Genomic DNA, 14,272 nt, shown 5'->3' on the forward strand with positions numbered 1-14,272 from the left:
AAATGTATTAAAAAAAATGTTCAGTTCTTTAAAAAATCTTATTTTAGAACAAAAATTTGAAATCATTTTCTTTTATTATTCATGAATTGGAGAAAACTAATTCCTGATTATAAACAGTAATGAGTTCTGATAATATTTAAAAACTAACTAATCATGTCAAAAACTACAGAAAAAATTAACTTTTTTGAAGGAGAACCACTGTACTCCGGAAATAAATTCTTCTTATCTAAACAGGAAGGCGAGATTCATAAAAATTTATCCACAGCCAGCCGACAGTCTGGAACATTTTGGATGATCAGGAATGGTCATTTATCTTTCGGTTTAAACCTGACAGGTAAATCTTTGGTAAAACTGAGCGTGAAGATGCCGCAAAGTATTGGTGAAAACAGATTTATAATTACGATCAACGGAAGGATATTAGGTTCCGAGCAGGTATTCAACGGATATGAAGACTTTAGTATTGGAAAATATGACATTAGCGATTATGTAGAATTAGGAATCAATCAAATAACATTGTCTTCCCCTAACATGGCAATTGATGAAATTTCCTTAGAAATCGAAGATCTTCAACATGAAATATTTACCATTTTAAATCCTACCCAGTTAGTGCTTGAAGTACATCAAAAAAACTCACATGAAGATAAGGAGGAAACTTGTTTAGGTCAATTATTTCCCACTGAAAGTTTAGAAGTTGATAAAAATAAATATTATTTGTTTAAAACAGTTAATTCAAAAAAGATTGTAGATAGATATAATGGGTTAACTGGAGTATCAGGACAGTATGAAATACAATATAAGATACCTGATAGGTCTTCATTAAATGACCTTAGTGTTAAAAATGATTCCAATATGGAGGTCTCTTTGGAGAAAATAGATCTTAACGGAGAGTTTAAATTCATATCAAAATTGTCTCCCGGTGGAAAATATGCTGGTAGTGCATTTTTAGATGAACCTTATATATTGCGGGATGTACATAGTGGTGCCGTGGCTGATTTCTTTTATGCTAAATATAGAGGCGAGAATCGAAACAGTTTTAGCTCATATGATGTTGACAATCTATCAAAGGGAGTAATTACCAAGGTTAGATTTATCAATTGTGAGGATAGAGAGATAAGATTGCTGAATAAGATTGAAAATGGATGGGAAGAAGTTGCCAAGCTCGGCATTGGTCAAGTATATGAAAAAGAGACTCATTCAGGGCAGGTCTGGGAATTTACTATTCCACAAGGTGGAACTTTAGTAAAGACATATTATTTTATCCCTAGTGCAGATCCCTTTCAGTCTACATCTATAATAGATAAAAAGCAGGGGGTTGAAGTATCATTTAAAAACGACACGCATTTTAACTTAAAAGCGTATAAAAATATTAATGGACAATGTCATTTTTTTGGTTATATCGCACCTCAAAGTACACTTACACGTTACTCATATAAAAACTCTGAATGGGAATTTACAGTTGTGACAGATGATGATGACGAAACGGCTGTAATTCATTATCAAAATGCTCCCGATGGAGGAACTTATCAGATTACAGGAAATAATTTAGGAAAATTAGGCAGGCAAAGTGAGGGTATCAGAAAAGTAAATCTTTCTAATAATTCTTCTGTAGCATTAAAAGTTCAGAAACGATCTGAGGGGTTAACATCTGAGGATTTAGGAGAAATTGCTCCTGATGAAAGAATTGTTCTTGAATGCTCTGTGGGAGATGTATTAGATATGCGTGAATTATGTGATAATGGCAAAGTAGATCAGGTAATAATTCCTTCAGGTGATGGTGATTTTAATTATACGATTGAGATCAAATCTTTACACAGCAGAAATCCGTCCGTGCTCACCATTAATAATCAAACCATGTTAAGCCTTGAAATAGTTTGGCTGGATTATCAAGGTAAAGAGGTAAGCTATGGCGACATCAAAAATAGGGCTACTTTAAGTATCAATACATTTCTGACACATCCTTGGTTAATTAAAGAAAGCCGCAGTGGCAGAGTAATGAAACGGGTTTATGGTCTCGAGCAGGATGAAGTTGTTAATATTATCGACAGCGATTTGTATAAGGTTGAGCAATCAGCAGAAGTCGTAACTAATTTTAGTAATACTCTTCCGTTTTCTGTAGATCTGTATGAAGTAAGTTCCAGTCGAAAGGAAGAATTAGTAGGAACGCTGGAGGCGGGAGCAAGTATTTCAGTGAATAATAAGAATGCGGTTCCCATCATTATTCGTGAGCATGCCTCTCAGGAGGTTGTGGATGTATATGTCCCATCGATCACGACACATCAACAATTTGAAGTTAAGCCAAATCTGGTATCGGAAGCAAAGAATACCGAAGTGGAGATTTTTAATCTTTCTTTTTTTGATGTTGATATTTACACATTTAACAGTGAAGGTAGACATACCAAAATCAGAAGTGTTGACACTCGTATGTCCGAAAAAATAATCAATGTAAATGTTGGACAACCCTTCTTTCTTCAGGAAAAAAAAAGTGGCAAGGTGGTGAGCTATTTTTCAGCCACTGAAAAACCATTACGATATGAGTTTTCAGCTTCGGAACTAAGATCTCCCGCAAAAGCCGAACAAGCGAAAAGGAGGATAATGTTTTTTAATAAATCAGATTATAGCGGTACTTTATTTTTATTTGACGAAACCGGAAACAGAGTGAATAAAGGAGCTCTGAGGGTGAACTCAAATGTACAGATTGAAGATGCATACTCAGGAGAAGTGTACCTGTTTGTAGAAGATAAGTCCGAAATAATATTAGATCATCTGATCATTGGTGATCATACATCGGACTCTATTGATCTGATACCATACCCTGTTTCAAAGACAAAAAGAACACACGATGAACTTTGGCCTGGGGAGGTTGCTCTGTTTACCGAGGAAAACTTTCAAGGGAATACATTTATTTTTCATACAGATCTATACTCAAAATTTGAAAATATAAATGATCAGGTAAAATCTATAAAATTAGGACCGGGAACTGCAGTTACCGTTTTTCAGCACACACTTTACGGTGGAATAAATGATGTATATTATCTGGATATGCCGAACTTGTCTGATACGGACGTTAAAACTGAATTATCATCATTTCAGATTTCTTATGTTTCACCTGGATCTACAAATGGTATTTCAGCAATTTCTCGCTTGACTGAAGAGCCAATCGTTGATGAAGATACAAGTATTAATAATATCAAAAACCGGTCGGTATACCGTACTACAATCTCTTTTCCGATTACAGTTTCTGCTGTAGATATTTATACAACAGAAGAAGCAAGCTTTGAAGTAAGGGGTAAAAAGTATACTACGGATCCCATTAAGCCTGCCAAAATTATTCTTGGAGATAATAGGCAGTTAGTTATTACAACTGAGGCTCATACACTGGAACAGGCTATATTAATGGTGAGAGCGAACACAATGAACCGTAACGAACGTTTCTTCGTATTTCAGGATACAGATTTATACAAAAAGGTTCTGAATATGGACAACGGAACTCTGTCTAAAAACAGACATAAACTCGACATAGATGACGAATTCTCAAATAATGAGATTGATGGTGTACAGACAGCTTTGCAAAATCTTGCCGCTACAATACCTACGGTTCATGGTACGAAAACTCATGGAACAAAACAAGATTTGTACACAAGGGCAGATGTTATGGAGTATAGTTCCTGGAGCTTAAATTTCGGAAATAAGAGCACCCCTGGGATATTTAAACCTCTTTCTCCGGATGAAGTGGCTATTGCAACCAGAGAGGGAGATAAATCCGTGTTCAGACGGAACCTTGATAAGGATGCAGGACAGGTTTTTGGCATAAGTTTTCCTAATCCCCTAAGTTTTGTCGTAGAAACAGTCAAAGATATAGGTGAAGGAGTTGCGAGTTTCGCTTCCGATGCTGCAAGCACTGTTGCACATGGCATATCTTCTATTGCAAGTGAAGTTTCAGATACTGTACAAACAGCTGCAACTGCCACATTGGGCGCTGCAGGTAGTGCAGTCAGCTTAGGAGGAGAAGTTATAAATAAAGGAACAAATCTTGTAAGTGATGTAGCTGAAGTTGTAGTAAGTGAGGCTACTACGGTAGGAGGTTTTGTTGTGGAGGGAGCTTCTCAAGCTATAGAAGCTGTAAGTGCAATACCAAATTTGGTAAAGGATGTTGCAATAGTTGTAGCAGAAGGGGTTGCTTCAGAATCTAAAACCTTATTGAAAGCTACAATTGACTTAGGTGCAAGTATTATTGAGTTTACTTTGGATACTGTAGATAAAATAAAAACCTGTATCGAAATAATTGCAAAAAAAGTTTTTTCTTCTATCAAAAGTGTAATAGATTTTTTCAAAGATCTTTTTGCTTGGGAAGACATTCTTGATACAAAGGATATGATTGTGGATTTCTTTAATGATAAACTTGATGTTGTAACTTATAAAGCACTTCCTGAATTAGAAAATAAGGTAGATAATGTAATTGACAACCTTGAGAATATTGTTACTGATAAATTAGATGACGTCATAGCCGATTTTAAAAATAGTATTCCAAAAGACGATGAAGAACCCGGTGTTTTTGATGAAATTAAAGATAAAATTAATTGGTTCTTAGATAAAGTATTTGGTAGTGATGACTCATCATCGGAAATGAAACGCTCTACTCAGTTCGTTCCTCACCAGCAAACTGTCGAAAATGAACCGTCCAGCCCAATCTTGAAGGTTATTAATGAATTAAAAGATAAACTCTCTGAAATTATTGAAGATACAGGTAAATCCTTTTCAGATTCATTATTAGATGGTATTGAAAGTATCACGGATGCTATTTCCGGAAAAGGAGATACTCTTAAAAGAATTGTTATAGGAATTTTGTCTATTGTGAAAGCTATGGTTCACGCCGGATTTGGTATTTTAAAGATGATTTCTACGATTATCTTTAAATTAATACAGCTCGTTTTGGTTTTTATAAAGAAAACATTAAATGAAATAATCAATATTCCCGCTTTATCGGATTTTTATAAGAAAATATCTGGTAAAGAGCTTTCTGCACTTGATGTTATTTCACTTATTATTGCCGCACCAGCTACTATTTTATCCAAACTTATTCATGGTAAAACTCCACGTGAAGTAGCGGGACCATCTGGTCAGTCGATATCATTAACGAATAATATTTTATTGATTATTAGTACTTCCACTTTCATGGCTTTATCTATATTTGCCATGGTTCAGGACGGTATAGAGTTTGCAAACGGAATAGATCCAATACCACCTTTACCCAAACCGGAAATACCAATAATTCAAACAATTGTAGTTGGATTCAATCTTGTGTTGTTGTTGATAAGTTTAACAACTGAAATTTTATCTCAAATAGACAGAAAAAATATGAATGTCTCTTTTACGGGTTGGGCACTCTTTTTTATTTCAATTTTGGGTTTTGCTATATCTGTTGTTCCAATTGTTACACTTACAAAAAACGGAACGGACGAAGGGGTTGACGACATCATAAAAGTAATTTCTGCTATATTGGCTGCTACAACAATTGGGGCTTTAGTTATAAATATAGCATTTGAAAATTATAACAAAGAAAAATTCTCTGCAGATAAGGTTTTGTTGGCTACGTCTGGTATTCTTGCTGCTTCTGTTGGTCTTTTTGAGCTCGGAAAGTTTAGAACACCGAGACGTTCACCGGAAGAAGCTACAAAAGCAACAGCCAACGGTATTTTTCTAGGTTGTTCCATTGCACAGGTTGGAATATTTTCAATTGCAGGAATACTTACTTTTGCAGGATCCGTAATTTCGATTAAAAACGCATGATAATATTATTTTAAAGAATGATTTTAATCGGTCACATTGATTCTGGCCTCAATCCTGATCTTTCTATCTTCAAAGGAACTATCAACAGTTATCGCTATTTTGATTATTATGGGAATTATGATCCTGATATTGAGTTATCGGATAATAACGGACATGGTACGATGACAGCGAGTTTAATGGTGGGGAGAAAAACGAAAGAATGGGCTGGAGGAATAGCACAGGAAGCTGAATTACTTGTAGCCATAGCTATTGAATCGGGACATAGAATCTCGCGAATACTATCTGCACTCATGTGGATGATAAAAGAGCCTGTACGTATTGTTAATTTGTCTGTTGGATTTCCGGGTTGGAATCCTATATTCCAGCCCCTGGTCCAAATTTTGGTGAAAAATGAAATATTAGTTGTAGCATCTATCGGTAATGGTGGTGCAGGTCAATATCACAGTCCTGGTGTATACCCCGAAGTCTTATCTGTAGGAGCTGCTTCTGCCACTGGTGAAGTGCATTTTTTTTCAGGAAGTTTAAATGATGAATCCGTGTGCAAAAAACCAGATATATTAAGTATATCACAGAGCTTATCTATTGACTTGGAAGGAAATATTTGCGATATAGAAACCGGAACGAGTGGTGCTACAGCACTTGTGTCTGGAGTAGCTGCACAACTTTTAATGAAATTTCCAGATGTATCTGCTTTTGAGGTGGGACAAGCATTGAAAGAGACAGCACTACCAGTTAACTTCAACCAAAAACACCGGAGCACAGGTGGCTTAATATTACTTGAAAGAGCTGCTGAATTGCTTAAAAGGAATTCAAATAAAAAGAATATTAATTTAAGTAAAATAGACTTTTTTAGGGATCCTAATCTTTCACGACAAATGAAATACTACACTTCTGACAGATTTCTTTCAGTTATTCTCTACATTAGTAGTGTTGTTAATATAAAAGAATATATCCAAGCTACTACCATCTCAGAAGATACGATTCATTCTATTTCGATTTTTAAAGAGTTCGGTTATATTTTTGCAACGGCCACCATAAAGCAAATAGAAAATTGGTGGGGAGATCAAAATATATTAATGATTAGCAGAGTAAGCTGAATATTTATTAATGGCTTATAGGGATATACTGAGTTTGAAATTGAAAAATGCTTTTCACATACGTCAAAAAGTCGCACCATATTCTGACGTCGAGTCTGTCTGTTTTTCTTCCTGTTAAGAAAGAGAATATGCTTTCTCATTTTTTCAACAGTGCTAACTCCAATATATAGATACGTTGATTTCATAAATATGGGTTTATGAAATATTAACGTTTAAATAGTACTGTTGTAATTTAAATAACAATAAATTTTGACCACAACACTCTTTTTCGGAAAGTCTAATTTTATTATTCATTTAGACAGTTGCAATTTCAGAAAGAGTGGCATTTTGAACGCTACTGACATTATCACTAATTTTCACCAATCCCAATATTATATTCTGAAGAACGTCTCTGCCTGTTATATTGTAGTTGCTGCAGTTTTTCTTCAAAAACCTCAATCTTACATGTTACATATTATCAAATATACATAAAGTGTCAAAATTATTTATGTAAGCGAATATTTATTTCTATCAAATAAATATATACTAAAAACTTTACAGACACTCAATCTAGAGAAGTCTTTTATTGTGGGAATTTGAAGCTGTTTACAAATTAATGTATTCCATAACATACGTTTGCACAAGGAATTATCAAAAACGATTTTGATTATACTTTAGGCAATAATAGATTTTTCTAAAAAATATAAACTACTATTGAGAAGTCCTTTGGAATAGATTAGTAATTATTCTTATATCCAAATTTAAACCTATGGCAAATCCTCCCTTGAATTTTGTTTTATTTTTTAAATCAAAGGATGATTGTGTCAAATATGTTTTTTCAAATTCAAAATCTTTTTCAACCTCTAGGATATTAACTTTTCCCCAGTGATAGCCTACAAATAATGAACCTCCTCTAATAAATTCCCATTTTCCACCCACAAATACATTTTCCAATACTTTTTCACTTAAACTAACGCCAATTGTTGGATAAATACGTTGATATATCTGATGATCATCTACAAAACTTTTTCCTTCAACTCTATAATTTCTCACTTTACTTGGGTTAAATAGTTTTTCCAATAATACAATTGGAGACAAATAGAAAGTATACATTGCAGTAGCTAAAATGCGATAACCCGTATTTGTTTTCTTTACTACCATTTGATTAGAATCAATATTAGACTGCGTTAGCGTAAATGTAGGGTTTTCGAGATTAGATTTTAAAATACCAACATCTATACTACCATGATAGACTTTTTTTATCTTAATGATTTTAGAGGCAACTGCTGCAGGGTCAATATATTGTATCCCATTTTGATTTATATAATAACTTGTTCTAACAATATCAAATTTTATATCTAAACTAGATGGACTCAACAATGTTTCATAGTCCTTCCATACATATTCAATAATCTTTTTATCAGATTCTTTACCTTCCATGTGGATTTGATTATTTTGTAAATCACCATTTCCTCTAATCATAACACCTTCTTCAATATCAGGAGCTGAGTAACAGCGTATAAAAAATTGTTTTCATTTTAATACGATTTAAGTTTTATATAAAGTCTAATTTTTGTGATAAATTAAAACATAAGTCTTAAGGCTATTTTGACTCTTGAAAATTTTTCATCGTTTCGCGGTCAAAAATGAAGCCAAATTTTGTATTTGGAAAGTTTAATTGGGGCGAAACATTTTAATAATATCAAAATTCTGACCATTGAAATTTTCACCTTTAAGTCAACTGAAAGACGCGTTTTTTTCAAGCGATTGGAACTTTGTTTATTCCTACTTAAATTCAAACAGTTCTGTCGCTCCCACATTGATTATGAAAGATGATTTTAGCAAATATCATTAAAGTCGGTGTACAAGAGTTTCAGTTTCTCGAGCTCCCGATGCTTCGTTTTTGATAGAAGTGAGTAATTGCTTTGCGGCGAAGATGCCCATTTCATTTCCATCATTCACTTGATAGTCATACGTTTCATCAAGATACTTTGGTAAAGTACCCTCACTGATTGAAACTACTTTTCTGTTGGTATTGTTCAGGCTTCTTTTGATTAATGAGCTATGTAGACCCATCAGTGTTTCATCACTCATAGCAAAAAAACCATCGATGGAATCGTCGTCAAGTAAAAGGTCTAATTTTTCTTTCACTTGATCAGCGGATTTACAATAGATAATGTTCAGGTTTATTGCAGGAAAGTGTTTCATCCGATTTTCAAATGACACCAATCTGCTCTGTGTGATTTCTAAATTTTCATCACCAAAGATGGCAAGTATATTTTTACATCCGTGATCAATTAATTTGTCGGCGCATAGTTCAGCATTTCTAATATTATCAAAAATAACAGATTGGAAAATATTTTGAGAAACAGTTTTGTCAAAAATAATAGCAGGAATTTCCATCTCCTTCAGTTTTAATAAATGGTCAATATCTTTAGTTTCGTTCGTCAGGGAAATTAAAACACCATCGACTCTAGAATTAATGCATGTTTCCAGATGTTCCTTTTCAGTCTCAAAAGAATCATTTGATGATAATATGAAAAAATGGTAACCTTCTTTGTTAAGCACAGAAGAAATACCGTTAATAATTGATGGAAGAAAGAACATCGTTATTTCCGGAACAATAAGTCCAATCACCTTAGACGATTTCTTCCTAAAATTGATAGCAAAGTCATTTGGAACATAATTAAATGTTTCGGCAGCCTCTTTAACTTTGAGTTTTACCGAACTGCTGATATCAGGATGATCCTTCAATGCTCTTGAAACTGTTGAGGTACTTATATTAAGCATTTCCGCAAGGTCTTTTATAGTCGTTCTTTTCATTTTGAGTTATGACATCAATTATCGGGAGAAATTAAGAATAATTAAGCAATAGTATTTTGTTAATATTTGTTAAATAAATAGGATTAAATTGTTAATATAAAGTTAATTTACTTAAAAGTTATCCACCGCAAACGGTTGCGCAAACGGTTGATATTTTCACACTGTTAACAATCCGTTTAAATCTCTTTTTTGATATGGTAAAAAAAATACTTTTGAGACATAACAAAAAACTCAACAGAATTATGGAATCACAGGTAATCAAAAAAATACTGATTTTCGGGACGATGAATATGGCCGCATTTATGTTCGCACAGTCTGCCGAAACTGACACAATATCTCCAAGAAGTAAGACAATTGACGAGGTAGTCATTACAGGAAATTCAAATCCGAAAGCTTCGATCAAAACCAGTACGTCAATTTCCACTTTGAAGTCAGCGGATATCATTAATTCAGCGCCAAGAACAACAGCTGAGATCTTCAGAACGATTCCCGGTATCCGTGCTGAATCTTCCGGAGGTGAGGGTAATTCCAACATTACTGTTAGAGGAGTTCCTGTTTCTGCAGGGGGTTCACGATATCTTTTGATTCAGGAAGACGGTCTTCCGGTGATGCAATTTGGTGATATTGCTTTTGGAACACAGGATCAGTTTACAAGATTTGATTCTTTCGTATCTCGTGTTGAGGCTTTGAGAGGAGGTTCTGCATCTGTATTTGCATCCAATTCTCCTGCAGGGATCATTAACTTTATTACAAAAACAGGTGAAAAAGAAGGCGGAAGCATCACGCAGCAGGTAGGATTGAATTATAAGAATTTCAGGACAGATATTGATTATGGAACACCACTTGGAAAAGATTTTTACATTGGAGTAGGAGGTTTCTACAGAGGTGGAGACGGTCCGAGAAAAACAGGTTATACTTCCAATAACGGAGGACAATTCCGTCTGTCATTATTGAAAAAATTCGATAAAGGAAGTATCAGAGTGTATGGAAAATATCTGGATGACCGAACAGCAGCTTATATGCCAATGCCTATTGCGGTTTCGGGTTCAGATTCAAATCCGGATTATAGCTCATTAAATAACTATGATATTTTAACAGGCGCTTTACAATCATCCAACTTCAAAAATGATGTTACGTTTGGTGCAAACAGACAGATTTTGAAAAGCGACATTCGTGACGGAATGCATTCAGTTTCAAAAACAGTTGGGTTTGAATTTAATTATGATTTAGGCTCAGGTTGGAAAGTCGATGCCAAAGCAAGATACGCAGCAAACGACGGTCAGTTTCTAGCACCATTTCCCGCATCAGTTGGAAGTAAATCTGAAATTTTGGAATCTGTTACGGGTTACGGAAGTGCAGTGTATGCAGGAACTAATACAGTAGTTGACGGCAATGCGAAATATATGAAAACGGTTTTATTCAACACCAAAATGAATAATCTGAACAATTTCTTCAGCGATGTCAACATCAGTAAAAAATGGAATAAAATAAAGTTGAATACCGGCGTTTACAACAGTTCACAAAACGTCAATCTTTTCTGGAACTGGAATACTTATTTGATGGAGGTTTCTGATAATAATGCTCGTTTAGTGGATGTTTTGAGTCTTACAGGAACTAAAATTACTGATAACGGACTTCTAAATTACGGCGTTCCTGCTTTTGGCGGCGTGAACAGAATTTACGATACCAAATACTCAGTGATTGCTCCGCACGCTCAGGTGGAAATCAATCCGATTGAAAAATTGACTTTGGATTTCGGAGCAAGATATGATTTCGGAAATGTTACGGGAAGTTTCTCAGGAACACAGAATACGAAACGTGCAATGGACATTAATCAAAACGGAACTTTGGAAATACCCGAACTGGCAGTGGAAGTCGTAAACGGAACCGTTCCTGTAGATTATCAATATGGTATTTTCGGATATTCATTTGGGGCTAACTATGCTTTAAATTCTCATAACGCAGTTTTTGCAAGAGTAAGCCAAGGTGGAAGTGCTTCTGCAGACAGAATTCTTTTTGCAGGTTACAATTATACCAATAATGATGATCCGGCTTTAGATGCAGTAAAAGTGAATAAACTGAATCAAATCGAAGTAGGTTACAAATTAAGGGGTTCAAACTATTTTCTGAATACAACATTGTTTCAGGCTAGAACGATTGAAGCAAATTACGAAGCAACGACTCAACTTAGAACGGAAAATAAATACCAATCATTCGGAGTTGAGTTCGACGGATTCTATAAAATCAATAAAAACTTTGACATCAAAGCAGGTTTGACTTACACGCACGCAGAAATTAAAAATGCGATTGATAAGACCATTATTGGCAATATGCCGAGAAGAACTCCGAAATTTATGTATTCTTTCAATCCGAATGTAAATATTGAAAAATTAAGCTTTGGTTTCTTTGCAGTTGGTTCTACAAAAGCATTTACTCAAGACAGCAATAAACTGATTATGCCTGGTTATGTGATTGTAAATCCTTACATTTCTTATAGATTACTGAAAAATCTAACCTTGAATGTTAATGCCAACAATGTATTCAATTCTTTGGCGATTACAGAAGCAGAAGAGGGAAGTTTGCAGGGAACCAACGGAATCATCAGAGCGAGAACATTACCGGGAAGAACTTTCGGAGCGAGTGTGAAATTTGATTTTTAATAAAAATATTGATTTTCAGATAGTTAATTATTAAAAGTAAAATAAATTTATACTATGAACTAACAGCAGATTCTGCTGTTAGTTTTCATACTCATTTAATAAAAATATATGTTTACACAACAAGCCTTAAACGTTATTGAACAAGCGATCTCAGACCAGGGAATCCTTGCATCTTCTGAAAAGAAAGACAATTATGCAAGAGTCTGGTCAAGAGATTCTATGATGACGGGAATTACGGGAATTTTGATTAAAAATCAAATGATTGTTGATGGTTTGAAAAAATCAATAACAACCCTTGCAAATCATCAGGCAGAAAACGGACAGATTCCTTCCAATGTCTACGGAGATAAAGCGAGTTACGGAACACTTGTCGGCAGAACAGATGCAACATTATGGTGGATTATTGGAGCTTGTGAATATATGATTTTCACGAAAGATGAATCCTTAAAAGAAACTTTAAAAGATAAAATATACAAAGCTTTTTCTTGTCTGAAAACCTGGGAATTTAATCAAAGAGGTCTTTTATACAGTCCATTGGGAGGAAATTGGGCAGATGAATATGTGACTTCAGGTTACGTCTTGTATGATAATGTTCTTCGATATTGGGCTTTGAAAAAAGCATCTGAAGTTTATCAGGATGAAAATCTGAAATCTCTTGCAGAATCTATCAAAAAACTAATCGAAAATAATTTCAGAAAGAACAATTCTGATGAATCCAAATATCATCCAACGGCGTATCAAAAAGCAAATGAAAAACCTTTTTTATGGGCATCTTTGAATGCAAACGGTTACGATGAACGTTTCGACCTTGCAGGAAATGCGTTGGCGATTCTTTTAGGTTTTGATTTAGATTTGGATGGTTTTACTCAATTTTTGGAACAATTGAATGATGAATTTCAACATTGGATGCTTCCTGTTTTTTACCCGATTATCTTTCCAAAAGATACTGACTGGAACTTGCTGGAAAACAATTACAGTTATGATTTTAAAAACGAACCCTATCAATTTCACAACGGTGGTTCGTGGCCCATTTACCTTGGTTGGCTTTGTTTGGGATTAAAGAAAAGAGGTTACGATGAGATTCCTGAAAAAATTGTGAATCAATACGAAGAGCTTCTAAGAGAAAAAGGCTCAAGTTTCAAAGAATATTATTCAACTGATAAACTTATTCCTTCAGGAACAGATCAATTGTGCTTTTCGGCTTCCGGATATCTTTTGATGAAGGTTTAAATTGAGCGACTGACTAATGGTAAACAAAAACTATTTATTTTTAAAACTGATTAAAAGATGATTGGAGATGTAATTAATTTAGAACAGAAACATCTGGATACCGCTGAGAATATTTATAAAATTTTTAAAGAAAAATATAATCACGAAAAAAAATGGGCGGTAGGAATTTGTGGAGAAAGCGGTAGTGGGAAATCAGTCACAGCCTTTGCTTTGAAAAATGTTTTGGAAGAAAATGGTATTAAAAGCATAGTCATTCAAATGGATGATTACTTTAAACTTCCTCCAAAAACCAACCACGAGAACCGAGAGAAAAGTTTTGATAATGTTGGAATGCACGAGGTTTACTTGGATTTAATTCAGAACAATATTCAGGAATTTAAAGAAGGGAAATCTATTCTTAAAAAACCACTCGTTCATTATCAAAATAACTCTATTTCTGAGGAAATTTTGGATTTAGAAGACATTCAGGTTATCATTATAGAAGGTACTTATATTTTGAGCATCGATGATTTTGATTTCAGTATTTTCATCAATCGGAATTATCAGGATACCTATAAAAAACGAATGGAAAGAAACCGTGACGAGCAGAGTGATTTTATTGAAAAGGTCTTGAAAATTGAACACAATATTATTCATCAGTTCAAAGAAAAAGCGGATATCGTCCTCGGAAAAAATTACGAAATTTTAAAGGCATAG

Annotated in this window: 7 protein-coding genes; 5 read left to right on the forward strand and 2 right to left on the reverse strand. The window is 34.3% G+C overall.

The window, feature by feature from the left end; translation table 11 throughout:
- Positions 1 to 153 precede the first annotated feature (153 nt).
- The gene (locus AC2A1G_RS08795; protein WP_484046547.1) at positions 154 to 5,787 is read left to right on the forward strand and encodes a VHL beta domain-containing protein; all 5,634 of its coding nucleotides are present in this window, start codon (positions 154 to 156) and stop codon (positions 5,785 to 5,787) included.
- Positions 5,788 to 5,804: 17 nt separating this feature from the next.
- A complete protein-coding gene (locus AC2A1G_RS08800; RefSeq protein WP_484046548.1) occupies positions 5,805 to 6,884 on the forward strand; it encodes a S8 family peptidase in 1,080 nt (359 codons plus the stop codon).
- Positions 6,885 to 7,574: 690 nt separating this feature from the next.
- On the opposite strand, the gene AC2A1G_RS08805 is transcribed toward AC2A1G_RS08800, so the two are convergent.
- Positions 7,575 to 8,345, reverse strand: coding sequence for a hypothetical protein (locus tag AC2A1G_RS08805; protein ID WP_484046549.1), 771 nt, complete (start codon positions 8,343 to 8,345; stop codon positions 7,575 to 7,577).
- A 369-nt stretch (positions 8,346 to 8,714) separates the two neighbouring features.
- Positions 8,715 to 9,686 carry a LacI family DNA-binding transcriptional regulator gene (locus tag AC2A1G_RS08810; RefSeq protein ID WP_484046550.1) on the reverse strand — a complete coding sequence of 324 codons (972 nt, stop codon included), beginning with the start codon at positions 9,684 to 9,686 and terminating at the stop codon, positions 8,715 to 8,717.
- A 194-nt stretch (positions 9,687 to 9,880) separates the two neighbouring features.
- Here AC2A1G_RS08810 and AC2A1G_RS08815 point away from each other — a divergent pair, with 194 nt between their 5' ends.
- The 3 genes from AC2A1G_RS08815 to AC2A1G_RS08825 all read left to right on the forward strand — a co-directional run bounded on the left by AC2A1G_RS08815 (position 9,881) and on the right by AC2A1G_RS08825 (position 14,272).
- Positions 9,881 to 12,346 (forward strand): TonB-dependent receptor domain-containing protein, encoded by a 2,466-nt coding sequence (locus AC2A1G_RS08815; protein WP_484046551.1) that lies wholly within the window; start codon positions 9,881 to 9,883, stop codon positions 12,344 to 12,346.
- Positions 12,347 to 12,454: 108 nt separating this feature from the next.
- Complete coding sequence (locus AC2A1G_RS08820; RefSeq protein ID WP_484046552.1) at positions 12,455 to 13,576, forward strand: glycoside hydrolase 100 family protein; 1,122 nt, start codon at positions 12,455 to 12,457, stop codon at positions 13,574 to 13,576.
- 57 nt (positions 13,577 to 13,633) lie between these two features.
- Positions 13,634 to 14,272, forward strand: coding sequence for a uridine kinase family protein (locus tag AC2A1G_RS08825; protein WP_484046553.1), 639 nt, complete (start codon positions 13,634 to 13,636; stop codon positions 14,270 to 14,272).

The organism is Chryseobacterium sp. HNCC26DJ240 (assembly GCF_057180485.1).

Excerpts from the sequence above, each read along its gene's own strand:
- AC2A1G_RS08795 (WP_484046547.1), top strand. The coding sequence starts at position 154 with ATGTCAAAAACTACAGAAAAAATTAACTTTTTTGAAGGAGAACCACTG.
- AC2A1G_RS08800 (WP_484046548.1), top strand. The coding sequence starts at position 5,805 with ATGATTTTAATCGGTCACATTGATTCTGGCCTCAATCCTGATCTTTCT.
- AC2A1G_RS08805 (WP_484046549.1), bottom strand. The coding sequence starts at position 8,345 with ATGATTAGAGGAAATGGTGATTTACAAAATAATCAAATCCACATGGAA.
- AC2A1G_RS08810 (WP_484046550.1), bottom strand. The coding sequence starts at position 9,686 with ATGAAAAGAACGACTATAAAAGACCTTGCGGAAATGCTTAATATAAGT.
- AC2A1G_RS08815 (WP_484046551.1), top strand. The coding sequence starts at position 9,881 with ATGGTAAAAAAAATACTTTTGAGACATAACAAAAAACTCAACAGAATT.
- AC2A1G_RS08820 (WP_484046552.1), top strand. The coding sequence starts at position 12,455 with ATGTTTACACAACAAGCCTTAAACGTTATTGAACAAGCGATCTCAGAC.
- AC2A1G_RS08825 (WP_484046553.1), top strand. The coding sequence starts at position 13,634 with ATGATTGGAGATGTAATTAATTTAGAACAGAAACATCTGGATACCGCT.